Origin of the sequence: Actinomycetospora sp. NBC_00405, from assembly GCF_036044095.1 — a bacterium.
GTDB classification, from domain to species: domain Bacteria; phylum Actinomycetota; class Actinomycetes; order Mycobacteriales; family Pseudonocardiaceae; genus Actinomycetospora; species Actinomycetospora callitridis.
The window spans coordinates 1,476,991-1,499,980 of sequence record NZ_CP107938.1; the positions used below are offsets into that span (position 1 = coordinate 1,476,991).

The 22,990-nt window shown below is 75.0% G+C and carries 26 protein-coding genes and 1 pseudogene; 10 read left to right on the top strand and 17 right to left on the bottom strand.

Features of this window, described 5'->3' with window-relative positions; all coding sequences use genetic code 11:
• Positions 1-29: 29 nt before the first annotated feature.
• Both OG774_RS07250 and OG774_RS07255 read right to left on the bottom strand, forming a co-directional pair.
• Positions 30-437 carry a RidA family protein gene (locus OG774_RS07250; protein WP_328308065.1) on the bottom strand — a complete coding sequence of 136 codons (408 nt, stop codon included), beginning with the start codon at positions 435-437 and terminating at the stop codon, positions 30-32.
• 98 nt (positions 438-535) lie between these two features.
• Positions 536-1,561 (bottom strand): 6-phosphofructokinase, encoded by a 1,026-nt coding sequence (locus OG774_RS07255; RefSeq protein WP_328308067.1) that lies wholly within the window; start codon positions 1,559-1,561, stop codon positions 536-538.
• A 96-nt stretch (positions 1,562-1,657) separates the two neighbouring features.
• On the opposite strand from OG774_RS07255, the gene OG774_RS07260 reads away from it, so the two are divergent.
• The gene (locus OG774_RS07260) at positions 1,658-1,978 is read left to right on the top strand and encodes a sensor histidine kinase (protein ID WP_328310838.1); all 321 of its coding nucleotides are present in this window, start codon (positions 1,658-1,660) and stop codon (positions 1,976-1,978) included.
• A gap of 16 nt (positions 1,979-1,994) precedes the next feature.
• Here OG774_RS07260 and OG774_RS07265 read toward each other — a convergent pair whose 3' ends face one another.
• Positions 1,995-2,654, bottom strand: coding sequence for a hypothetical protein (locus tag OG774_RS07265; RefSeq protein WP_328308069.1), 660 nt, complete (start codon positions 2,652-2,654; stop codon positions 1,995-1,997).
• Between the two features lie 379 nt (positions 2,655-3,033).
• Here OG774_RS07265 and OG774_RS07270 point away from each other — a divergent pair, with 379 nt between their 5' ends.
• On the top strand, positions 3,034-4,035 hold the full coding sequence (locus tag OG774_RS07270) for an Acg family FMN-binding oxidoreductase (protein ID WP_328308071.1): 1,002 nt from the start codon (positions 3,034-3,036) through the stop codon (positions 4,033-4,035).
• On the opposite strand, the gene OG774_RS07275 is transcribed toward OG774_RS07270, so the two are convergent.
• Both OG774_RS07275 and OG774_RS07280 read right to left on the bottom strand, forming a co-directional pair.
• The gene (locus OG774_RS07275; protein ID WP_328308073.1) at positions 4,020-5,753 is read right to left on the bottom strand and encodes a GAF domain-containing sensor histidine kinase; all 1,734 of its coding nucleotides are present in this window, start codon (positions 5,751-5,753) and stop codon (positions 4,020-4,022) included. The two genes, OG774_RS07270 and OG774_RS07275, sit on opposite strands and share 16 nt — an antisense overlap.
• On the bottom strand, positions 5,717-6,415 hold the full coding sequence (locus tag OG774_RS07280) for a CBS domain-containing protein (protein WP_328308075.1): 699 nt from the start codon (positions 6,413-6,415) through the stop codon (positions 5,717-5,719). Before OG774_RS07280 ends, OG774_RS07275 begins: the two co-directional genes overlap by 37 nt.
• A gap of 210 nt (positions 6,416-6,625) precedes the next feature.
• Between OG774_RS07280 and OG774_RS07285 the strand changes: the two genes are divergently transcribed.
• From OG774_RS07285 to OG774_RS07295, 3 genes are all read left to right on the top strand, one after another.
• A complete protein-coding gene (locus OG774_RS07285) occupies positions 6,626-7,960 on the top strand; it encodes a GAF domain-containing protein (protein ID WP_328308077.1) in 1,335 nt (444 codons plus the stop codon).
• A gap of 130 nt (positions 7,961-8,090) precedes the next feature.
• Positions 8,091-8,369, top strand: a complete 279-nt coding sequence (locus tag OG774_RS07290) for a hypothetical protein (protein WP_328308079.1) — start codon at positions 8,091-8,093, stop codon at positions 8,367-8,369.
• Positions 8,366-9,370 carry an Acg family FMN-binding oxidoreductase gene (locus OG774_RS07295; RefSeq protein ID WP_328308081.1) on the top strand — a complete coding sequence of 335 codons (1,005 nt, stop codon included), beginning with the start codon at positions 8,366-8,368 and terminating at the stop codon, positions 9,368-9,370. Before OG774_RS07290 ends, OG774_RS07295 begins: the two co-directional genes overlap by 4 nt.
• 69 nt (positions 9,371-9,439) lie before the next feature.
• On the opposite strand, the gene OG774_RS07300 is transcribed toward OG774_RS07295, so the two are convergent.
• The 10 genes from OG774_RS07300 to OG774_RS07345 all read right to left on the bottom strand — a co-directional run bounded on the left by OG774_RS07300 (position 9,440) and on the right by OG774_RS07345 (position 16,240).
• Complete coding sequence (locus OG774_RS07300) at positions 9,440-10,336, bottom strand: universal stress protein (protein WP_328308083.1); 897 nt, start codon at positions 10,334-10,336, stop codon at positions 9,440-9,442.
• A gap of 61 nt (positions 10,337-10,397) precedes the next feature.
• On the bottom strand, positions 10,398-10,643 hold the full coding sequence (locus tag OG774_RS07305; protein WP_328308085.1) for a DUF1918 domain-containing protein: 246 nt from the start codon (positions 10,641-10,643) through the stop codon (positions 10,398-10,400).
• 172 nt (positions 10,644-10,815) lie between these two features.
• Positions 10,816-11,289, bottom strand: a complete 474-nt coding sequence (locus tag OG774_RS07310) for a DUF7144 family membrane protein (protein ID WP_328308087.1) — start codon at positions 11,287-11,289, stop codon at positions 10,816-10,818.
• A gap of 136 nt (positions 11,290-11,425) precedes the next feature.
• On the bottom strand, positions 11,426-11,689 hold the full coding sequence (locus OG774_RS07315) for a hypothetical protein (protein ID WP_328308090.1): 264 nt from the start codon (positions 11,687-11,689) through the stop codon (positions 11,426-11,428).
• Positions 11,683-12,516, bottom strand: a complete 834-nt coding sequence (locus OG774_RS07320) for a universal stress protein (RefSeq protein WP_328308092.1) — start codon at positions 12,514-12,516, stop codon at positions 11,683-11,685. The genes OG774_RS07315 and OG774_RS07320 overlap by 7 nt, the downstream gene beginning before the upstream one ends.
• Before the next feature lie 223 nt (positions 12,517-12,739).
• A complete protein-coding gene (locus OG774_RS07325; RefSeq protein ID WP_328308094.1) occupies positions 12,740-13,378 on the bottom strand; it encodes a response regulator transcription factor in 639 nt (212 codons plus the stop codon).
• Between the two features lie 134 nt (positions 13,379-13,512).
• Positions 13,513-14,220: an anti-sigma factor gene (locus OG774_RS07330; protein WP_328308096.1), complete on the bottom strand. Its 708-nt coding sequence runs from the start codon at positions 14,218-14,220 to the stop codon at positions 13,513-13,515.
• A complete protein-coding gene (locus tag OG774_RS07335; RefSeq protein WP_274195223.1) occupies positions 14,201-14,758 on the bottom strand; it encodes an RNA polymerase sigma factor in 558 nt (185 codons plus the stop codon). Before OG774_RS07335 ends, OG774_RS07330 begins: the two co-directional genes overlap by 20 nt.
• On the bottom strand, positions 14,755-15,372 hold the full coding sequence (locus tag OG774_RS07340) for a class F sortase (RefSeq protein WP_328308100.1): 618 nt from the start codon (positions 15,370-15,372) through the stop codon (positions 14,755-14,757). Before OG774_RS07340 ends, OG774_RS07335 begins: the two co-directional genes overlap by 4 nt.
• Before the next feature lie 43 nt (positions 15,373-15,415).
• The gene (locus OG774_RS07345) at positions 15,416-16,240 is read right to left on the bottom strand and encodes a DUF4397 domain-containing protein (protein WP_328308102.1); all 825 of its coding nucleotides are present in this window, start codon (positions 16,238-16,240) and stop codon (positions 15,416-15,418) included.
• 240 nt (positions 16,241-16,480) lie between these two features.
• On the opposite strand from OG774_RS07345, the pseudogene OG774_RS07350 reads away from it, so the two are divergent.
• Positions 16,481-17,053: pseudogene (locus OG774_RS07350) on the top strand (alcohol dehydrogenase catalytic domain-containing protein); the annotation flags it as partial.
• A 74-nt stretch (positions 17,054-17,127) separates the two neighbouring features.
• Complete coding sequence (locus OG774_RS07355; protein ID WP_328310840.1) at positions 17,128-18,051, top strand: RNA polymerase subunit sigma-70; 924 nt, start codon at positions 17,128-17,130, stop codon at positions 18,049-18,051.
• Positions 18,052-18,098: 47 nt separating this feature from the next.
• On the opposite strand, the gene OG774_RS07360 is transcribed toward OG774_RS07355, so the two are convergent.
• Positions 18,099-19,475 (bottom strand): NAD(P)/FAD-dependent oxidoreductase, encoded by a 1,377-nt coding sequence (locus OG774_RS07360; protein WP_328308104.1) that lies wholly within the window; start codon positions 19,473-19,475, stop codon positions 18,099-18,101.
• A 253-nt stretch (positions 19,476-19,728) separates the two neighbouring features.
• On the opposite strand from OG774_RS07360, the gene OG774_RS07365 reads away from it, so the two are divergent.
• The gene (locus OG774_RS07365) at positions 19,729-20,832 is read left to right on the top strand and encodes a serine hydrolase (RefSeq protein WP_328308106.1); all 1,104 of its coding nucleotides are present in this window, start codon (positions 19,729-19,731) and stop codon (positions 20,830-20,832) included.
• Between the two features lie 90 nt (positions 20,833-20,922).
• On the opposite strand, the gene OG774_RS07370 is transcribed toward OG774_RS07365, so the two are convergent.
• Positions 20,923-21,630, bottom strand: coding sequence for a molybdopterin-dependent oxidoreductase (locus tag OG774_RS07370; protein ID WP_328308108.1), 708 nt, complete (start codon positions 21,628-21,630; stop codon positions 20,923-20,925).
• Between the two features lie 96 nt (positions 21,631-21,726).
• Between OG774_RS07370 and OG774_RS07375 the strand changes: the two genes are divergently transcribed.
• Both OG774_RS07375 and OG774_RS07380 read left to right on the top strand, forming a co-directional pair.
• Positions 21,727-22,335, top strand: coding sequence for a TetR/AcrR family transcriptional regulator (locus OG774_RS07375; protein WP_328308110.1), 609 nt, complete (start codon positions 21,727-21,729; stop codon positions 22,333-22,335).
• A complete protein-coding gene (locus OG774_RS07380; protein ID WP_328308111.1) occupies positions 22,332-22,967 on the top strand; it encodes an MSMEG_1061 family FMN-dependent PPOX-type flavoprotein in 636 nt (211 codons plus the stop codon). Before OG774_RS07375 ends, OG774_RS07380 begins: the two co-directional genes overlap by 4 nt.
• Positions 22,968-22,990: the final 23 nt, after the last annotated feature.

Below are 22,990 nucleotides of genomic sequence, written 5' to 3' on the forward strand. Positions count from 1 at the left end.
AATCTAGGACAACGACCGCTCGAGCGATCTCAGGGCAGCACCGCCACGGCGTCGACCTCGACGAGGTAGCCCGGCGCGGCCAGCGCGGTGACCCCGATCCAGGTGCTCGGCTGCTGGAGCGCGACGCCCAGCGTCGCGGCCGCCCGCTCGCGGCCGAGGACGAACTGCTCGGCCTTCGCCTCGTCGAGCTCCACGACGTAGACCGTGACCTTCGCGAGGTCGGCCGGCGTCCCCCCGACCGCGTCGAGCGCGGCCGCGATGTTGAGGTAGCACCTCTCGGCCTGCGCGGCGACGTCGTCGCGGCCCACGAGGGTGCCCTCGACGTCCCAGGACACCTGCCCGGCGAGGTACACGGTGCGCGAGCCCTCCGCGACGGCGACCTGGTGGTGGACGTCGACCCGGTGGACCTGCTCGGGATGCACCAGCTGGACGGTCATCGGCGTGCTCCTCTCCCCTGACGAGCGTTCTCGCTCCGGGGACCAGGAGAAACCGTGCCGTCGCGGCACGGTCCAGCTCCTGTGAGCCGGAGAACACCTCAGCCGAAGAACACCTCGGCCTCGTCGAGGCGGGCCGTGGGGACCGTCTTGAGCTCGGCGGTGGCCTCGTCGAGCGAGACCCGCACGATGTCGGTGCCGCGCAGCGCGACCATGACGCCCGACTCCCCGTCGTGCAGCGCCGCCACGGCCTGCACGCCGAACCGTGTCGCGAGGACACGGTCGTACGCGGTGGGCGTGCCCCCGCGCTGGATGTGGCCGAGCACGACGGCGCGGGACTCCGCGCCGGTCTCCCGCTCGATCTCGTCGGCCAGCCACGTGCCGACCCCGCCCAGCCGACGGTGGCCGAAGGCGTCGGTGCCGCCGGCGGCGATGAGCTCGCCACCACCGTCGGGCACCGCGCCCTCGGAGACGACGATGACCGGGGCGTACTCGTTGCGGAAGCAGCTGTGCACCCAGTCGCACACCCGCCCCACCGTGAACGGCCGCTCGGGCACGATGATCGCGTTCGCGCCGCCGGCCATGCCCGCGTGCAGGGCGATCCAGCCGGCGTGGCGTCCCATCACCTCACAGACCAGCGCCCGCCGGTGCGACTCCGCGGTGGTGCGCAGACGGTCGACCGCCTCGGTCGCGATGTGCACCGCGGTGTCGAAGCCGAAGGTGTAGTCGGTGGCGGCGAGGTCGTTGTCGATCGTCTTGGGGACCCCGACCACCCGGACGCCCTCCGCCGCGAGCCGGGCCGCCGCACCCAGGGTGTCCTCCCCACCGATGGCGACGAGTGCGTCGACGCCCTGGGCCGCCATCGTGGCGCGTACGGCGTCGGCGCCGCCCTCGCCCTGGGCGTAGGGGTTCGTGCGCGAGGAGCCGAGGATGGTGCCGCCCCGCGCGAGGATCCCGGCCACGTCGGCGATGTGCAGCGGCCGCGACGCCCCCTTGAGCGGCCCGCGCCAGCCGTCCCGGAAACCGATGACCTCGTCGCCCGCGGCGTCGGCACGGTGCACGACGGCGCGGATGACAGCGTTGAGCCCCGGACAGTCCCCACCGCCGGTCAGCATCCCGATACGCACGATGTTCTCCTCGTCGAGAGTCGCCGCGCGCCAGTGTGCCAGGTCACCTAGACCGGTTCAGCTGCGGAGCCGGGCCGACGCGCGTCCTATCCGTCGATCAGCCCCTGCAGGGCCCCACCGACGGAGACCACCGCCTATTTCGTCGTCGCAGAGGCACTGACGAACGTGGTCAAGCACGCCGGCGCCCGCCGGGCCCGCGTGCAGGTCGACCTGGAGGGTGACGACCTAATCACCGAGGTCCGCGACGACGGTGTCGGTGGCGCGGACCCGACCCTGGGCACCGGGCTCGTCGGACTGCTCGACCGCCTCGACGCCGCGGAGGGCAGCCTCGCGATCACCAGTCCGCGCGGGATCGGCACCACCGTGCGGGCCACCCTGCCGTGCGGACCCGGGCCCCGGGGGAACGCCGGCACGTGACGCGTCCGAGGGGCTCTCAGGGCCGGAGCCGGAGGACGGCGTGTCCGACGCCGGTCCCGTGCGGGTCCGCGGGCAGGACGGCTCGTCGGACCGCCTCGCCGTCGAAGACCTCGACGTACACGTCCCCGCGCAGGCCGCGCAGGGCCGCCTCCACGGTCGCCGACTCGAGCACGATGCCGGCCACGACGGCCTCCCGGACGGTGTCGGTGCGGGTGCACACCGCCAGCACGGGGTCACGCCGCCACGGCAGATCGAGCGTGAGGGTGTCGGCGGGCGCCGAGCCCGGACCGTTCCAGGCCGGCTTCCCGTCCCGGGTCGGACCGTTGAGCAGGTGCAGCCAGGCGCCCCGGGATGCCGCCGCGTGGGCGACGTCGACGACCCGCGCCCGGCCGGCGGGTGCGGCGTAGCGCGGCGACGCCCCGTTCCCCCGGCACCGGTCGACGCGACGTCGCGCGAGGTCCGTCGGTGTCGCGGGTCGCCGGCCGGTGCCCACGACCACGGCCAGGGGCCGCGCGTCCGGGGTCCCGGCGATGACGGTGCGAGACGCCCACCCGAGTGCGCGCAGGGTGTTCTCGACCGCCCCGACGAGGCGCCCCGCCTGCACGAGCGCCTGGTGCCGCGGGGTCCCTGCGGGCGGATCCGGCGAAAGGTCGATGCGCCGGTCGTGGACCGACACCGAGCACGCGGGTACCGCCGGCCCGCCAAGAGGTTCGAGAGCCTGCAGGAGGGCCGTGATCTCGGACGGGGACCACCGGCCGGCCGAGGTCGACGGTGGACGGGCCGCTCTCGTGAGCCGGGGTGGGCCGCGGTCGGCGTGCGGCTCAGGCGAGCGGGTCGAGCCGTCGAGCCCCACCACGATCGTTGCGCCGCGGCCGTCCTCCGTGGCGTCCATCGTGCACTCCCCGTCGTCCGACCTGCGGTGCTGCAGGGACACAGCGTGCCGACGGGCAGGGCCCGGGCGCCGGAGGCGGACGGCCCCGCCTCGGGGGTCCTTCGGTCCCTGGTGACCCGCCGCGGCGCCACGGAGGCTGTGATCGAGGACGAGGAGGTGCCCCGTGCACCAGGACATGCCGAGCGCGCCGGTCCGCGGGAGCGGGCCGCCGACCGGGGCCGAGGTCGCGGAACTCCTGCACGCTGCGGCGCTCGCCCCGTCGAGCCACAACAGCCAGCCGTGGCGGCTGTGCTGGCACGAGGGCGCGGTCGAGGTGCACGGCGACCCGGAGCGGATGCTCACCGCCGCGGACCCCGGTGGACGGGAGCTCCGGATGGCGTGCGGGGCAGCGCTGGTCAACGTGCGGCTGAAGGCGCGCACGCAGGGCCGCCGGGTGCACGCGCAGCTGATGCCGGACCCCGACGACCCCTGGTTCCTCGGACGCGTGCGTCCCGGAGCGGCGCTGGTCCCGTCCGACCGGGACGTCGAGCTCGCCGCGGCCATCCCGCGCCGGCACACGGACCGGCACCCCTTCACCGGGCCACCGTTGTCGATCACCCTGCGCGCGGAGCTCGAACGGGCCGCCTGGCGGGAGCGCTGCCGACTCATCGTCGTGGCGGACCCCCGGGAACGACGCCGGCTGCGCGAGATCACCGTCGAGGCACACCGGCGGCAGCAGAGCGATCCCGCCTTCCTGGCGGAGTGGGAGCGTTGGGTCGGGCACCCCGACCGTGTCGACGACGGCCTCCCGCCGGCGCACGCCCGGCGCGCACCCCGCCCGGACGGGGCGTGGCGTCCGCGGGACTTCGCCGGGGCGGTCCCCGACGCCGACCGGTGGTCCGCGCCCTCGGAGCCGGGGCAGGACGAGCCCACGATCGCCGTGCTCACGTCCTACGACGACACCGCCCTCGCCCACGTCCGGGCCGGACAGGCGATGCAGCAGGTGCTGCTCACCGCGACCGCCCGGGGCGTGGGCGCCTCCTTCATCGCACCGCCGGTGGAGCTCCCGGACGTCCGGACCGGGGTCCGTTCCCTGCTCGGCGGCGTGATGTGGCCCCAGGGCCTGCTCCGGCTGGGGCGGTGCCGCCCGGTGTACCTCACGCCGCGACGTCACTCCGGACACTGAGGGTCGAGGGGGACCCACCACGAGAGCCGCGTCCCGGACCCGTCGGCCGAGCGGCTCACGTCGGCGTCCCCTCCGAGGGCACGGGCGCGGGCCACGAGGTTGGCCAGGCCGCTGCGCGCGACGTTCTCCGGGATTCCGGCTCCGTCGTCGGTGACGTCCACCGCGAGGATGTCGTCCACCGAGACGGTGACGACGACGGACTGCGGGGCAGCGTGTCGCACCGCGTTCGACACGCCCTCCCGCACGACGGCCTCGACCTGCACGACGAGCTCCTCGGGCACGGCGTCGACCGCCCCCGAGAGCCGCACCACCGGCTCGAGGGCGACGTGGGCGGACATCTCGGCGACCGCACCGCGCAGGCGCCCACCGAGACCGGTGCCCCCTCCGACGGCGTGCAGGTCGAAGATGCTCGTGCGGATGTCCCGGATGATGCCGTCGATCTGGTCGACCGCCTCGTTGACCCTGTGCGCCGCCTCGGGCAGCGCGGCGAGGCGGGCCTGCGTGGCCTGCAGCCCGAGACCGACCGCGAAGAGCCGCTGCAGCACGTGGTCGTGCAGGTCGGCGGCGATCCGCTCGCGGTCGGACGCGACGTCGAGCTGGCGGCGCGCGCGTCGCGACTCCGCGAGACGCAGGACGAGGGCGGCCTGGTCGGCGAAGGAGGCCACGGCGGACAGGCTCTCGGTGTCGAGCGCCTCCGAGCCCGTACGGCGCACGACGACGAGCACGCCGGTGATCGCCGTGGTGCCGTCGAGCGGCACCAGCAGGGCCGGGCCGAAGCGACGGTCCTGCCCGTCCACGGTCAGCACGAGGTCCTCCTCCACGCGGGGCGCGTGGATGCGTCCGACGGTGGCCAGCGCGGAGCCGTCGAGCCCGAGCCGGGCCCCGACCGGCAGCCGGTCCTCGAGACCGACGCTCACCGTCACCCGCACCGGAGGCGCCACGTCGCCCTCGGCCACGACGGGCGGCGGCGTCGTGATGATCGCGCCGGATCCGTCGACGAGCTCCGCCGCGCGCTCGGCCGCGAGCACGAGCGCCTCGCCCGGGTCCGCCCCGGCCAGGACCTGGGTGGTGATCTCACCGGAGGCCTCCAGCCAGCGCCGTCGACGCTGCCCCTCGACCACCAGCCTCTCCGTGGCCTGGTGCAGGCGCGCGTTCTCGACGGCGACGGCGGCCGCGGCCGCCAGGGCGACCGTCACGTCCTCGTCCTCGGAGGTGAAGTCACCGCGACGTTTGTCGGTGAGGTACAGGTTGCCGAACACCACGCCCCGGACCCGGATCGGCACCCCGAGGAAGCTCGCCATCGGAGGGTGGTGGGCCGGGAAGCCGACCGAGGACGGGTGCGCGTGGAGATCGCGGAGCCGGAGGGGTTCGGGGCGGCGGATCAGCTCACCGAGCAGCCCGAGGCCGCGGGGCAGGTCCCCGATCCGCGCCCGGGTGTCGTCATCGATCCCCGTCGTGACGAAACGGGCGAGTCCGGTACCGGCCTCGTCGAGGACGCCCAGCGCGCCGTAACGGGCGTCGACCAGCTCGGACGCCACCTCGACCACCCGGTGCAGGGTCGCGTCCAGGTCCAGGCCCTCGGCGACCGCGATCATCGAGGAGTACAGGGCCCCGGCGCGCTCCGGGCTCCCGGTGCCAACGCCGGTGCCGGCGACGGGACCCTCGTGCCGACCCGCCGACGTCACCTCGCACGGCCCGGCGCCGGTGCTGTCGCCCACGATGTGTGTCTCCTGCTCCCCGGGGCGGAGTCCTGGCCCCATCGTGTCCCCGGGCCTCCCGCGTGACCAGGGGGTCGGAGATCCCGCCGCTCGTGCGGACAGTCGGCCCGGTGGTGGGTGTCGACGTGCACGGTGCCGAGGACGGCGGCGGCGATGACCGTGGCGAGGTGCTGCTCCACCGGGTCGTCGAAATCGTCGCAGAGCGCGACCTCGCCCTCCCTCGCGTGCACCGTCCACCGGCTCCATCCGGCGTAGGCGTCGAGCGTGCGCTCCACCGCGGCACGCAGGTCGGCGTCGCTGCGGGCGAGGACCCGGGTGACGTCGAGCCGGGTCACGATGCCCACGAGCTGGTCGTCGGCGACGACGGGCAGGCTGCGCAGGCCGCGGTCCACCATGAGCACGGCGACCTCGGCGATGTCGGTGTCGGCGTGCACGACGTCCGCGGTCCGGGTCATCACCTCGCCGACCCGGACCGGCGACCCCGGGCAGGCGTCGCGGGCCCGCAGCACGTCGGACACGGTCACGACTCCCACCAGCGCCCGACTTGCGACGACCGGCAGCACGGCGAACCCGTACCGGGTCAGGAGCCCGGCGGCGTCGTGCACCGACGTCCCCGACGACACGGTGAGCGGTGCCGGTGTCATCACGTCGCGGATGAGCATCCCGGCGCCTCCTCCCAGAGATACGGGCGCCAGCGGACGTCGGCGACGATGAGGGTCCGACATGGCGCCGGTTCGCCGTCAGGGTCGTTGGTCCCCTCCCCTGCCGCCGCGCCGACCGACGCCCCGCGCCCGCGCTTGACTCCGGGCGGCGGCGGTCCACGATGGAGGATCCACACGCCGCGCGCGATGCCGTCGGAGAGAGGGTGGGCAGTGCTCGAGCACCCCGACCCCGCGATCCCCTCGGAGGGGCTCTCCTTCCCCTCGGTGGCCCGACTCGAGCTCGACGAGCTGCTCGACCAGCTCATCACTCGCGCCACCGAGGTCAAGCTCACCCAGGGTCGGCTCCGTGGGCTGCTCGACGCGACGCACCACATCACGGCGGGTCTCGAGCTCGACGACCTCGTCCAGCGGATCGTGGAGAGTGCCCGGGCCCTGGTGGGCGCTCACTACGCCGCGCTCGGCGTGGTCCGGGACGGCCGCCTCATCCGCTTCGTGCACGTCGGCATGGACCGCGCGACCGTCGCGCGCATCGGCGCGCTCCCGCAGGGCAAGGGGGTGCTGGGCTGCCTCATCGACGACCCGAAGCCCCTGCGTCTGTCGGACCTCGGCACCCACGCGGCCGCCGTCGGCTTCCCGGAGGGGCACCCTCCGATGCACTCGTTCCTCGGGGTTCCCCTGCGCGCCGGCGGCACCGTCTACGGCAACCTCTACGTCACCGAGAGCGAGCGCGGCGACGCCTTCTCGGCGGAGGACGAGCAGCTCCTCACCGCCCTGGCCGGCGCGGCCGGGATCGCCGTGGAGAACGCGCTGCTCCTCGACACCGCCCGCCGCCGGGAGGCGTGGCAGGCCGCCTCGGCCCGCCTCGCCAGCGACCTGCTCGCCGGCGAGCTCCCGCCCGAGAGGGAGCTCCAGCATCTCCTCGAGGCCGCGGTCGACGTGGCCGGGGCCCACGGAGCGGCCATCACCGAGGTCGCCGACGCCGATCCCGGATGCGCGGCGGTCACCGCCGCGGCAGGGCAGCTCGACGACTGGGCCGGGCGGACGGTCGCCACCCCGGGCTCGGTCACGCAGGCCGCCCTCGACGAGGACGGGCCCGTCCTCATCGCCGACGCCGCGTCGGACGCCCGCACGACCGGAGTGGTCGATCGGGCCCCCGACGTGGGATCGGTCCTCGCGGTTCCCCTGTCGCCCGCACGCGGCGGGCCCGGCACGCGCTCGGTGCTGGTCCTGACGCGCGCCGCCGGCGGGGACGTCTTCGGCGCGGTGGAGGCCGAGATGCTGCTCGGGTTCGGCGTCCACGCGACCACGGCCATCGAGCTGGCGCGGGGCCGGCGCGACCGCGAGACGGTCCGTGCTCTCGAGGACCGGGAGCGGCTGGTGCTCTCGCTGTCCGAGCAGGTCCTCCAGCGGGTCCAGCGGGTCGGGCTCGCCCTGACCAGTACGGCCTCGGTGGCCGATCCCACCCTGCGCCACCACCTGCTCGCCCAGGTCGCCGAGCTCGACGACGTGGCGCGCGCGGTGCGCGACACGGTCTTCCCCCGCTGAGAGGGCCTGCTCAGCGCGTGCTCTCGCCGCCTGCCGAGGACCCGGGACCTGCGCCGCTCCAGGAGGTGACCTCCGGACCTCGACCGCGACGAACACCGTCGGTGAGCTGGTGCGGAGGAGAGGAGTCGCCATGGAGACCACACCGCAGCGCCGGAGCACCGAGGCCTGGGAGCTCGTCGCCCACGCCGTGGATCTGTGTCGGGGCGGCGCGCCGCGCGTGACGCTGCTCGCCGCTCTCGACCAGGCCCGGAGGTCGCTGCACCACGAACCGTGCCGGAACGCCCGCCGCACGCTCACCTGGATCCTCGGCGCACTCGAGCACGGCGACGCCGACGCCCGCGTCGACGTCGCCCTGCAGGTCGCCGCCCGCGACCTGGCCCGTCCCTCGTCGGGGGATGACCGGCGATGACCACCCCGACCACGGAGGCCGTCCGGACCGCGCTGCGCGACGCCGTCGCCACGTCACTGCGCGCTCCGTCGGAGCACAACGCGCAGCCGTGGCGGTGGGTGCTCGGGCCCGACCACCTCGACCTCCACGTCGACCGGGGACGTCGCCTGCCCTTCACCGACGACCGCGGCCACGGCGTTCTCCTGGGCTGTGGGTGCGCCCTGCACCACCTGCGGGTGGCGCTCGCCGACCGCGGCTGGCACGCCGTGGTGCGTCACCAGCCCGAGGGCCCCGAGGGCCGCCCGCTGGCCCGGGTACGACTCCGTCCGGCGGGGGGCGCTGTCGACGAGGACGCCCACCGGCAGGCCGCGGCCATCGACCGGCGACACACGGATCGTCGCCGGTTCTCGAGCCGGTCGGTGCCTCCGGACGTCCTCGGTGCCGTCGCCGACGCGGCGCGGCCGTTCGGCGGGGTCCTGCACGTGGCGTTCGGCACACACCGCACCCTGTTCGCCGAGGCCATGCGTGAGGCCGCGGAGCGCCAGCGCGACCACGAGGGTTACGCCGCCGAGCTGTACCGGTGGACGCACCGCTACGCCGGGGCCCGTGACGGCATCCCGGCCGGCGCCCGACTCGAGGGTCCGCCTCCCCCGTACCGCGACCTGGTGCTGCGCTGGTTCCCGCAGGGCACGCTCCGCCAGCCCCACGGCGGGATGGATCACGAGGACGCGTCGATGCTGGCCATCATCACCGCGGTCGACGAGGAGCCCGTCTCCGTCCTGCGCGCCGGGGAATCCCTCAGCGCGGTGCTGCTCGAGGCGACCGCGTGCGGCCTGGCCACCACACCGATCACCCAGGTGCTCGAGGTCGCGGAGACCCGGGAGCGCCTCCGGCACCTGGTCGTCGGCGCCCATCGCCCACCGGTCGTGGCGCTGCGCCTCGGATGGCCCTCCGACCGCGCCGCACCCCTGCACCCGACACCGCGCCGCCCTCTCGACCATGTGCTGACCGAGGTGGACTGACCAGTGGTGCTCCGCTCGTGCCGTGGACCACCGTGGCGCGCAGGGGTGTCCCCGGTCGGTGCCGGACGGTCACACCTCGTCCCGGGCACCGGGGCCGGAGGTCCCGAGCGGGAGCGTCCGGGCTCGGGACCACCAGGAGCGCCGAGGTGGCCCGGGCGGAGGGATGACGAGGACGGGGCACCGGGCGCGCCGGACCGTCCGGGCGACGGGTGAGGGCGTGACCGTGCCCAGGAGTCGGCCCCGCGCGGAGCGCCCGACCACGAGGAGCCGGGCCTCGCACGTCGAGCCGATGAGCTCGACGGTCACATCACCGTCGCCGACCCGGACCTCGACGGGCACCGACGGGTGGGTGATGCGCCAGGCGGACAGCCGGTCCGTGCAGTCCCGTCGTTCCTCGTCCGCGCGAGCGGCGGCGTCCTCGGTGGTGACGACGGTCCACCGGGCGGGATCACGGAGGCGCAGGACGTGGACCGGCGCTCCCCGCTGCTCGGCGGCGTCGAAGGCCGCCCCGATCGTCTCCTCGGTCGTGCGGTGGGCCAGGGCGAGCACGACGGCACCGTGCGGGTGTGGCGGGTCGGTGGGCACGACCGTGACCGGTTCGTAGGCGGTGGCGACGAGGACGTCGACCTCGGGGAGCGACTGGGGGACGACGAGCAGCCGTGCCCCCGCCGACGCGCGACCCAGCCGTTCGGTCAGGGACCCCGGGTCCACGACCAGGCCCCACACGTGCCCGAGCAGGGCGCCGACCAGCGCGATCGGGCCGGCGGGGGCGTCGGTGGGCCGGTCGGGCGGAGGCTCGAGGTCGGGATCGACCAGGAGCTCGATCCGCGCGCCGGTCCGACGCGCGTGCCGGCGGGCCCAGGCGACGACGGCGTGCCGTCCCGGTCCGGGCGGAGCGAAGGCCCGGACGATCCCGGGGTCGGGCGTCGGGCTCCCACCCTCGTCCGGGACGGACGAGTCGATCATCCGGACGGTGCCGACGTGCGGGCGACGAGCAGGGGCCCGACGACGTCACGGATCGACACGATCACTCCGCCCGACCCGGGACGGGCTCGGCCACCGCCGGGGAGCCCGCCGGCTGGTGCACGGGGTGGGGCTCGACCCGGGCATCGGGGCCGGGGAACACCAGGCTGCGGTGGTCGTCGTCGAGCCACCGGACCCAGAACGGCGGCGTGCCGTCGGGGTGGGTGACCGCCACGATCTCTCCCTGTCGGCGGGACGACGCGTCGGTCAGCCCCTCCACGATCAGCCAGTTCCCGACCTGCGCCCTCATCCCGAGCCTCCTCGCCGCCGTCACCGTGTGGTCGTTCGAGGTCCTCACATCGGCGGAGCGCCGAACAGGGCCATCGGCACCGGCTCACTCGGGACCTCCGGCAGGGGCCGGGCGCCCGGGAACGCTCACCCGGTCCGGCCGGCCCCGAGCGCCGACCGGACCGACCCTGGCGTCAGCGCCGCGTGCGCAGCGGCTCGTCCCACGTGGTGATCAGCGCGTAGAGCACGACCACATCGAGCGCGATCACGAGGATCGACCACACCGGCGCGGCGGCGACGAACGTCAGGTGCAGGATCGCGGAGAGCGCCACGAGGGCGACCGCCGTCCCGCGCGCCCAGCTCGGCGCCTCGCCCAGCAGGCTCGCCCCGACGATCGCGACGAGCGCGCCGAGGGCCAGGTGCACCCATCCCCACCCCGCCAGCGACAGCACGAACACCGCGCCGCCGACGGAGACGAAGTACGACGGCGTCAGCACGGCGACCAGGCCCTCGATCACACCGAAGACACCGACGATCATCATCACGACGGCGCCGAAGCGCACCCACCCGGCCGCCCCACTCCCCTCCGGTCGGGTCCCCATCGGGGCCGGACCAGCACCCGTACCCGGTGCCCCGCGGTAGTCCCGCGGATCGGTCTGCTGGGTCATGACGTCTCCACCTCCCGGCGATACGACGGACACTCGTCGAGAGGACCGTCCCGCCACTCCCCGGCGACGGGCAGGGACCAACGGCCCCTCCGGGGGCGCCCACGGTCCCGGACGGGGAGGACCGCGGCAGGAGTCCTCAGCAAACGCCGTCCTGCAGCCGCTGCCGGGCCAGCCTCTCGAGCAGTTCCGGCAGCGCACCGGGCGGCGCCCCGTCGAGGTCCCGCCGGCACTGGTCCACCGTGCGGGAGACGACCGCGGCGCGCCGGGCCGGGAACTCCACGGAGAGGCGCGCCACGGCGGCGGCAGTGGCGTGGGCGGCGTCGTCGTGGTGGCCGCCGGGCGCGGCGCTGCGGACGGGTGCGTCCGGCTCGGGGCCGCTCGGGCGGCGAGAAGTCAGCACGTCCTGTCGTGGTCCTTCCCGGGAAGGCGGTGACCCGGGGGCACGATCGCCACCGGGCACGTCGCCCTCCGCACGAGGCCGGGGCGCGTGCGCGGGTGGCGATGACGCAGCCGGCCGTGCTCCCCCACGCCCAGCACCACGAGCTCCGCGTCCCGGGCCTGGTCGGCCAGGACCCGGTCCGCGCGCTCCTCGGCGAGGACGACGCGGACCCCGGCCGGACGCGCCGGCCCGATCTCGGGGACGTCCTCGCCGAGCAGCCGCACGTCCTTGCCTGCCCGCACCACCACCAGGGGAGCATCGCGGGACACCGCGCGGAGAGCGGCGAACCGCAGGGCGCCCCGGCAGCCCTCCGAGCCGTCGTCCCCGACCACGACGGGGGCGTGGGCCTCCGCTCTCTCACGCGCCCGCGCGTCGCAGTGGTGCGGCACGATGACGACCGGGACGGCGACGTGGCCGGCGAGGGCCCGGGTGGTCCCGCCCAGGGCGAGCTCGCCGAGCCTGCCGAATCCGTCGCTGCCGAGGACGAGCAGGGAGGCGACGCGGGCCTGGGCCCGCAGCACGGCGACAGGATCACTCTCGACGAGGTCTTCGACGATCGGGAGGTCCGGGGACACCTCCCGGGCGACGAGCCGCATGTCCCGGAGCTCCTGACGGGCCAGGCAGAACAAGCCCCACTCGGCGTCGACGCCGACGACCGAGCGGCCCGGGTAGCTCCCGCCGGGGACGACCAGCCCGAGGACCAGCCGGAGCGCGACGCCGCGGTCCCGGGCCTCGGCAGCGGCCCAGCGGACGGCAGCCCCGGCCCGTCCCCCGAAAGGGACGCCCACCACGACGTCGGCGCCCGCCCTCGGTCTCGGCGCTGCGGTTTCCGGTGCGGGTTCGGGTGCGGGTCCACCCACCATCGGTGCGGAGACCATCGGATCCGACACGGCCCACCTCCTCGTCCTGCCGCGAGGGTCGCGCCTCCCGGCGACCGACGACCAGGGCCGGAGGGCCCGAGTCGACCGGCCGCACGACTCCGAGGGGTCGGTGATCCCGACGAGGTCCCCGTCAGTACTCCTCGGGCCTCACCTTGTTGGCGAGGACGGCGGCCTGCACCCGGCGCTGCATCCCCAACTTCGCCAGCAACGCCGACACGTAGTTCTTCACCGTCTTCTCCGCCAGGTACATCCGCTGACCGATCTCCCGATTCGTCAGCCCCTCCCCGATGAACCCCAGCACCTCCCGCTCCTTGACCGTCAGCTCCGCCAACGGGTCCGGAGCCTCACTGCGCGAGCGCAACCGAGCCATCAGGGCACTCGCCGCCCGTCCGTCGAGCAACGAACGCCCCGCCCCCACCTCGCGCACCGCGTTGACGATGTCGTTGCCCCGGACGTCCTTGATCACATAGCCCGCGGCCCCCGCCAGCACCGCGTCGAACATGGCCTGCTCATCGGTGTACGAGGTCAACATCAGACAGGCCAACCCGGGCATCCGGGACCGCAGCTCCCGGCACAGCTCGATCCCCGTGCCGTCCGGCAGGCGCACGTCGAGCACCGCCACCTGCGGCCGCAGCGCGGGGATGCGACCGAGGGCCTCGGCCACCGACCCCGCCTCACCCACGACCTCGAGATCCTCGTGACCGTCCAGCAGGTCCGACACCCCCCGCCGCACCACCTCATGATCGTCCACCAGGAACACCGTGGTCACGGCACGCTCCTTCTCCTGCAGCTCAGCGGGTTCGGGGGGAACGACCGGGGACGACGAGCGTGAACGCGACGACATCCGCGGTCGCCAGCATCGTCCCTCGCCGAGGCCCCAGGGAGGGCCGAACGTCCCGACGATCAGGACGACAGGGTCCCCCGCAGCACGCTCGCCGCGTGGGCGGGATCGCCGTCGTAGCGCTCGGCGGAGACGTCGACGACGGAGTAGCCGGCCATGTCCAGGCCCGCGGGCATCGTGAAGGTGCCGTGCCCGTTCTCGCCGAGGGCGCCGATCGCGATCATGCTGTTGGTGCGCTCGTCGAGCAGCCAGACCTCGTAGTAGCCCTGCTCCGGGGCAGGCGGCATCGTCGCGCTCACCTCGATGCGCCGCTCGCCGCCGGCCTCGACGACGCTGACCTGCCCGGTGGCACCGGGCGGTCCGGCCGCGAACGCGGACAGGGAGGCGGACGCGATCTGCTCCGTCGCGGGCGGGTCCTCGGTGAACGCACCGGCGACCGCGATCGCCACCGCGGCGACGAGCGCGGCGGCCGCGGCCAGCGCGCCGACGACGAGGCCCCGACGCCGGCGCGACGGCCGGGCCGAACGAACCGGGCCGGGCGCAGGGTCGGCCTCGAGGGCGAGCTCGGCGGCGATGCTGGACCAGACGTGGTCGGGGGGCGCTTCCAGCGGGGCCGGTCCGGCCTCGCGGGCGAGCGCGACCGTGTCGCGCATCGCCGTCACCTCGCTGCGGCACTGCGCGCACTGGTCGAGGTGGGTGGAGAGGGCGTCGACGACGGGCTGCTCGCCCAGGGCGACCAGGGTCAGTCGTTCACGGTCGGGATGCGGCACCTTCCACCTCCCTCCTCGTCCGGAGACGCTCGATCCCCCGCCGGAGGTGACTCTTGACCGTACCGAGGGGTAGACCGGTGACGGCGGCGATCTGTGCGTGCGTGAGGTCGTCGTAGAACGCGAGCTCGATGACGCGCCGTTGCTGGGGGACGAGGTGGGTCAGCTCGTCGGCGGCGACGATGCGGTCGAGGACGCGGTCCGCCGAGGGTTCGGGCGCGGGGGGGTCCTCAGTTCGTTCGAGGACGCGCTGGAGCCGGGCCTCGCGCTGGAGCACCCGCAGCCGGTCGGCGACCTGCCGGCGCGCGATGCCGAGCAACCACGCCGGCAGCGTGCCCCGGTGCGGGTCGAACGTGTGCCGGCCGCGCCACGCGGTGACGAAGGTCTGCTGGGTGATGTCCTCCGCGTCGACCCGGTCGGGCAGGCTTCGCAGGCCCAGGGCGAACACCAGACGTCCCCACCGGTCGTAGGCGGTGCGCAGCGCGGCCTCGTCGCCGGTGACGAAGCTCTCGGCGAGCCGGACCTCGTCGTCGGACGTCATGGCCCTCCCGTGGGAACCGCGGTGATCACCACGTTGTCCCGGTACGACCGGGTGCCCTCGTCGAAAGGGCCGCCGCAGGTGATCACGACGAGACGAGGCGCACCGGTCCGCGCGAACAGCCGCTCCAGGGGCACCTGGTCCTTCGACCACTGATCGCGGGAGACGACCGCGTAGGACCGGACCTGACCGTCCGGACCCGCGACGACCAGTGTCGCCTCCGGCTCGAGCTCCCGCAGGTCGAACAGCGCGCCCTCCTGCCCGGCACGGTCGACGTGGCCGGCCAGGACCGTCGAGCCCTGCTGCGCGTCGAACCCGGGGCCGTAGCGGTACCAGCCGACGGTGGCGACGTCCTCGGGGATCGCCATGCCCCCGCTCGCGCGGTCGACGCCGACCGGGACGACCGGCACGTCGACACCGAGGGAGGGGATCCGGAGGCCGACCGGTGACGCCTCCGGGCGCGGCGTGGACGCGGCCGCCGTGACGCGGGGTGGGGGCGCGGGGGCGGCGAGCGCCGCGGCGGCCGACGGGGACGAGGACGCGGGGTCGCCGGCCGGCCAGAAGGCACCGGCGGACAGGAGGAGAGCGCCGACGGCGACGCCGGTCAGGGCGGACACGCGTCGACGCCGCCCCGGGCGGGGCGGCGTCGGGCGTGATGTGTCAGGAGCGCGCACGGACCCAGGCCGCGCCGGAACCCGCGAGCACCAGCAGGCCCAGGACCCCGAGGCCGAGACCGACGGGCAGGCCGTCGTCCGCCAGCCCGCCGGAGCCGCCGGCCACGCCACCGGGGGCGCTGTGCGCACCGGTGATCGTCTGCGTCACCAGCTGCAGCGTGTCGTCGCTCGCCGAGCCGATGGCGTAGGCGATGTTGACCGTGCCCTCGCCGAGCTCGAGGGATGCCGGACCGATGACGACGTCGTCGGTCCCGGCGAGGACCACGTCGGCCGAGACGGTGCCGGCGGGGACGTCGGCCTGGGCGCTGTTCGGGTTGGTGAGCCCGCTCAGCGCCGCTTGCCCGTCGACCCGGGCGTCCACGGCGGGAGCCGCCGCGGTGTGCCGCACCACGAGCCGGGCGTCACCGGCCGGCAGCGAGCCGACGTCGTTGACGAACGGGGTGAGGGTCGGCTGGCCCTGCTCGGACAGGTGCGCGACGACGCTGATGTTCGCCCCGGCCGGGACCTCGGCGTCCTCGGCCGCGACGAGCGGGGCCTCCGACGCCGGTGCGCCCGCAGCCCGGACGGCGAGGTCGTAGGTGCCGGCGGGCAGCTCGAGCGGGCCCGCGACCGTGCCCGGCGCGAAGTCCGACACGGTCTCCGTGCCGTTGACGTAGACGTCGACCGGCTGCCCTGGAATGCCGTGCACCACCGAGACCTGCGCCGGCTGGTCACCCTCCGCCGCCTGTGCGGCTCCGGCGAGCGCCACGGACGTGCTGAGGGCGAGTGTCGCGGCGGCGACGACGGTGAGGATCCTGCGTGTCGGGATCATGGAGCTCCAACCTCGGGCGGACGGTGATGCCGGGTACTACGTCCGCTACGCCCGATACGGATGCGGCAGAACGCCGGGCGACCGATTCCTCTGCGGGGTCGCGGCGGTCTACAGGTGTGAGGCGTGACCGCAGGACAGGTCGGCCTCCCCCGAGACACCGACCCCGAAGGACGGATCACCATGGGCCTCCCCGCGACGATGCGCGCGCTCCAGCAGACGTCCCTGCGCGGCCCGCAGGACATGCACCTGATCACCGACGCGCCGGTGCCGAGGCCCGGCCAGGGCGAGGTCCTGATCCGCGTGAGCGCCGCGGGCGTCAACTTCGCGGATGTCTCGAAGGCCCACGGCGCCTTCGCGGAGGGACCGAGGCCGCCCTACCTGGCCGGCTTCGAGGCCGCCGGCGAGGTCGTCGCCCGCGGAGGGGCGGTGACCGGCCCGGAGGTGGGGGCGCACGTCGTCGGCGTCGGCGACGGCGCCTTCGCCGAGTACATGGTGCTCTCCGCCGCCGCGGCCGTGCCGGTGCCGGCCGGGTGGACGGAGCAGCAGGCGCTCGGGCTCGTCGTGAACTGGCCCACCGCTCTCGCGACCCTCCGGCTCCTGGGCGGCGCCACCGCCGGGCAGAGCGTGCTGATCCATGCCGCGGCCGGCGCCACCGGTCAGGCGGCGGTCACGCTGGCCAAGCACCTCGGCGCGACGGTCATCGCCACCGCGTCGCCGAGCAAGCACGACGTCGTGCTCGCCCTGGGCGCCGACCACGTCCTGGACTCGCGGGGCGGCGACATCGCGGCCGAGGTGCTGCGCCTGACCGACGGGGCCGGCGTCGATGTCGTGCTGGAGTCGGCGGGCGGGACCACGTTCGCGGCGAGCCTGAACGGTTCCGCCGGGAACTGTTGGCGCACTGCTACCGCATGGTCGGCTCGGCCCACGACGCCGAGGACCTGGTGCAGGAGACCTATCTGCGCGCGTGGCGGTCGTACTCGGGTTTCCAGGCCCGGGCCTCGCTCCGGACCTGGCTCTACGCGATCGCCACCAACGTCTGCCTGTCGGCATCGGCGGCGCGCCCGGTCCGGATGCTGCCGTCCGGCCTGGCCGGACCGGCCGACGGCACCGATCACCCGCCCGGTCCCGTCCCGCCGGGCGAGGTCTCGTGGCTGGAACCGCTGCCGGACGCCTGGATCGCCCCTCCGGCCGACGATCCCGCCGCGGTGGTGGTCGCCCGCGAGACGGTGCGGCTGGCGCTCGTCGCCGGCCTGCAGCACCTCCCCGCCCGCCAGCGCGCGATCCTCATCCTGCGTGACGTGCTGGCGTTCTCCGCGGCCGAGACCGCCGAGGTGCTCGGGACCACCACCGCCGCGGTCAAGAGCGGGCTCCAGCGCGCCCGCGCCCGCCTCGACGAGGTCGCGCCGGAGCCGAGCGGACTGCTGCCGCCGACCGACCGACGGGCCCGCGCACTGCTCGACGGGTACATCGCGGCCTTCGAGCACTCCGACGCCCGCCTGCTCGAACAGGTGCTGCGCACCGACGCCACCCTCGAGGCGACGCCCTTCCGGGACTGGCAGTCGGGCCGGGCGATGTGCCTCCACGTGCTCGACACGTACGTGCTGGGAGCCCCGGGCGACTGGCGCATGATCGCCACCACCGCCAATGGGCACCCCGCGGCGGCGGTGTACCGCCGGGACCGCGACGGCACCCCGCGGGCCGACGGCATCGTGGTCCTCGCCCCGACGGCCGGCGGCGTCTCCCGGGTGGTCAAGTTCCACGACCCGGCGCTCGTCGCAATGTTCGGCTTCCCGGACGTGCTCGCGCCCTGAGTCGGGGTCTCCGGACCCGTCCGGCGTCTGAGCCGCGATCCGGGGCCTCAGCCCGATCGCTCGGGTGGGAAGGCCATCTGCGGATGGTGCGGCACCTCGGGCGACGACGTGTCGAGGGGCACCGAGACCGAGCGGACCAGACCCAGCTGCGTCGACTGCCGCGGCAGGACGGCGTCGAGCACCCAGTCCGCCGCGGTGCGCAGCCTGTTGCCGGGCATCGACAGCAGGTGGTAGCCGCGGGTGATCGTCTTGGCGGGCAGGCCGGAGAGGCGCAGGTGCAGCGGGTTCGCCGCGGCGTCGGTGCTGCCGAGGTCGACGAGGAACCCGAGGTCCCGGTGGCGGTAGCGCCGGGCCCGGCCGTGCCCGAGGGACGCCGCGACGTTGCGGCCGGCCAGCTTCCCCTGGCGCTCCGCGTGCTGGGCGGTCATCGCGGTGAACTCCCCGGGCCTCCCGGGATCGGGGACGGCCGCCGCGTCGCCGCACGCGAACACCTCGGGGTGGCCGGGCACCGTCAGGGTGGGGTCCACGACGACCCGTCCCTCGGCGAGCTCGAGGCCGACGTCCTCGATCAGCGGGTCGGGGCGGACACCGACACACCACATCAGGGTGCGCGTCGGCACGTGCTCGCCGCTGTCCAGCCGGACCCCGTCAGGGGTCACGTGCTCGACGGTCTCGCCGGTGCGCACCTCGACCCCCCGCTCGCGCAGGACCCGGTCGGCGGTCGCCGAGAGGTGCCGGTCGAGACCGGCGAGCACCTGGCCCCGGCTGACGAGCACCCAGCGCACGTCGTCCTCGTCCAGCCCGCGGGCGCGGGCCAGGTCGCGGGTGAACAGCTGCCCCTGGGCGGTGACCTCGGTGCCGGTGTAGCCCGCGCCGACGACGACGAAGGTGCACCGGGCCCGGCGCTCGTCGGGGTCGTCGCTGCCGGCCGCGAGCGCGATCTGGCGGATCAGGTGGTCGCGTGTGTAGAGCGCCTCGGGGATGCCGCGGAAGCCGTGGGCGAACTCGCTGAGCCCGGGGATCGGCATGAGCTTGTGGACGCTGCCGACGGCCAGCACGAGGCGGTCGTAGGTCGTGGCGTGGTGCCGGCCCTCCGGGTCCATCCACCGCACCGTGCGCTGCGCGAGATCGAGCCCGTCGACCTCGCCCTGGGCGTGGGTCACCGAGGTCGCCAGCGTGTCGTCCAACGACACCGAGATGCGCCGGGGTTCCAGGACGCCGCTCGCCACCTCGGGCAGGAGCGGCAGGTAGAGGAAGTAGTTGGTCGGGCTGACCAGGACGATCTCCACCGCGCCGCCCATGGTGCGCGACAGGGAGCGGGCCGCGTTGTACCCGGCGAACCCACCACCGACCACGACCACCCGCGGGCGGGACCCGTCCCCCGGCGTCGTCGGCCCCGTCCCCTGCCATGCGGCGCGCGTCATGCAGCAGGCTTCCCCGGCGAGCGATCCCGGTGAAACGGTCCGATCCTCCGGGTGTCACCGCCGCCCGGCTGCGGTGCTCAGCGCTCCGGAGTCAGGGCCGCCACCGCCGCGCCCACGCGGACACGACGTGGTGGCCACTCCCCCGGCGAACGGGTACACCCACGAACGAATCGTCACAGCAGTCACATCCGTCCCTCTTGACGCATCTGCCACACCAGTCGCTACCGTGCGCACACGGGGTGGAGGAGGAGCGGTGCGCGACGACGGCTGGCGCGGCCCGGACGCGGTCACGGTCGGCCCTGCCCGTCGCGAGCCCCGGCGGCGACTCGTCGAAATCCGCATCGTCGAGTCCCGGCGCGCGCTCGACGACCAGCCCCTGCCCCGGGCGGTTCGCCCCGCGCCGCCGCGCGACCCGCCGACCGTTCCGCTGGTGGTGCCCCGCACCCGGGACATCGAGCCCCTTCGGCCGCGACGCCGAGCCCTCGGGCGAGCGTTCCTCCTCGTCCTGGTCCTCGCCCTGGTCGCCCTCGCCGCCGCCACCGATGCCGGTCGGCCGGCGGCGTCCGGTCCCACGCCGGTCGCCGCGCCGCGCCCCCCCGACCCCGCCCCGGTGGTCGACCCGGCCCAGGCCGCTCGCGAGGCGACCGCGGCGATCGACCGCCTCGTGCAGGGCGACTCGATCGGCCACGTCTCGGTGGCCGCACGCAACCTCGCGACCGGCGCGACGTTCGGCTACGCGCCCGACACACCGATCGCCACGGCGAGCGTCGTCAAGCTGGACGTCCTGCAGACCCTCCTGCTGCAGAGCCAGGACGCGGGCGGGCAGCCCTCGGAGGGCGACCGGGAGCTGGCCGCGCCGATGATCACGCAGAGCGACAACGACGCCGCCTCCACCCTGTGGGAGGCCGTCGGCGGCGTGCCCGCCATCGACGCCGCCAACGACCGTCTCGGGCTACGGGCCACCCGCCTCGTCGACCACTGGGGCAGCAGCACGACACCGGCGTCCGACCAGGTCACGCTGCTCGCGGCGCTGACCGGCCCCTCTCCCCTCGACCCGACCTCCCGCGCCTACGCCCTCGACCTGATGACCCGCGTCGCCGACGACCAGCGGTGGGGTGTCAGCGCTGCCGCGGACCCGGGTACGACGTCCGCGCTGAAGAACGGATGGACACCGGACGAGTCCGACGGCGGGCGATGGGTCGTCGGGTCCGTCGGCGCCGTCACCGTCGCCGGCGACCCGGTGCTCCTGGTCGCGCTGACCGAGCACCAGCCGGACGAGGCCACCGGCATCCAGCTCGTCGAGGATCTGTCCCGGTCCGCCGCGCGGGCGGTGACGCCGGCTGCTTCTCGCCGGTGATTCGACCTGCTCGGCCACTGCACCTCCCGGGCGATGACGGCGACGACGACGCCCACCCCGGAGCCGGCCCGCGTGCGCTGACGTCCGGGATCACTTGGCAGGCGTGCTCCGTCGGCCCCGAGCGCTCAGGTATCGGATCGGCGGGATCAGCAGCCGGTAGATCGGTCGCACCGCCTGCCCCGGGAGGCTGCCGTGGCGCTCCTCCTCCCAGACCCGGGCGCGCGGGTGCTCCTCGAGCAGCCGGTCCGCCAGGGACCGCGGAGCGCCGGTGCGCCCGGCGGTGCGCATCTCGATGCGACTCAGGTGCTTCGTGCTCATGAAGCCGTACTGGCTCGGGCTCACGAGCCGGGCCGGCGCGCCGTGGTCGGCGTCGAGCGGCCGGCCGTCGAGGTTCTCCGCGATCAGGACGTTCGCGGCCAGGGCGTCCTCGAGGGTCGCGACCGACCGGTGGCCGTCCAGTCCGACGAAGGCCACGTGGGTCACCGGGGCGCTCCGGTCGAGGACCGGCTCGACGACCTCCCGGAAGACGGTCTCGAAGGCCACCCCCTCCCACCGCAGGTCGACCGCCGACCACCCGGCGACGCAGTGGAGATCGGCGCGGATCTCGCAGCGCGGCAGCCGGGCGAGGTCCGCCGAGGTCATCGAGACCGCGGCGGTCACCGCCCCGCCGACCTCGATCGCGTGGTCGAGAGGGACCTCCGGGGGCGGGTGGTGGAGATGGGTGCCGAACCTCGGGAACCCCTCGACCGGGCGCTGGCCCGGCGGCATCCGCAGGCCGTGGCACGTCGTGATGCTCATGGTGACCTCGTCTATACGACGTCGTATACCGGGCTCGGGACGCTACCAGCATGTGTACGGTGCCGTATAGAAGTTGTCCGACAGAGAGGGCGGTCCATGGCGGTGGCCCGCACGGCCCGGCACCGGTGGATCGACGAGGGGCTGCAGGCGCTGGCCGCGGGCGGCCCGGACGCGGTCCAGATCGAGTCGCTGGCGCGGGCGCTGGGCGTCAGCAAGGGCGGCTTCTACGGCTACTTCGGCGACCGGCGCGCCCTGCTGGACGAGGTGCTCGACACCTGGGAGTCCCGGAGCACCGAGCGCGTCATCGAGAAGGTCGAGCGCGAGGGTGGCGACGCCATGGGCCGGGCGCGGCGGGCCGCCGAGCTCACCTTCAGCGCCGAGCTGCGGCCGATCGACCTCGCGGTGCGGGACTGGGCCCGCCGGGACGCCGCGGTCGCCGAGCGCCTGCGACGCGTCGACAACGTCCGGATCGCCTACCTGCGCACGCTGCTGGGGCCGGTCTGCGCCGACGACGAGGACCTCGAGGCCCGCTGCCTGATCGCCTTCTCGGTGGCGATCGCCGACCGGCTCATCGCCGCCGACCACGGGGCCCGCACGCGCTCCGACGTGCGCGAGGCCGTCCGGCGGCAGCTCTTCACCCCGGCGCAGGGGGCACCGGTCGTGCTCGCGGATCGCGGGGACGGGTCACTACCGTCGGGAGGATGACGGGGTCGGGGACGCGCGGCGGTACGCAGATCACCAGTCTCGAGCAGTTGCGGGCGGTCGTCGGCGAGCCCATCGCCCGCGCCCGCACCAAGGTCCGCGCGACGTTGGACGACGTCGACCGCGCCTTCATCGCCTGCTCGACCCTGCACTTCCTGGCCACCACGGGGGCGGACGGCTCGATGGACGTCTCCCCCAAGGGCGACCCGGCGGGTGCGGTGCTCGTGGCCGACGACCGGACCGTGCTGCTCCCCGACCGTCCGGGCAACCGCCGGGTCGACGGGATGATCAACCTCCTCGACGACCCCCAGGTGGCGCTGCTGTTCCTCGTCCCGCGACGCGGGGACACCCTGCGGGTGAACGGACGGGCGCGGCTCCTGCTGGACCCCGACGAGGCGGCGGCGTTCGAGATCCGCGGGCACCGTCCGCGCATCCTCACCGAGGTCACCGTCGACGAGGTCTTCTTCCACTGCCCCAAGGCCCTCATGCGCTCCCACCTCTGGGACCCGGACGCGTGGCCGGCCGTCGACCTCCCGAGCGTCGCCGAGATCGCGCACCGGACCAGCCCCGACTCCTCGCTCGAGGACCTCGAGAACCGCTACGCGCCGGAGAACTACCGCAAGCTCCTGTACTGACTCTGGTTCACTGCGCCGGGTGG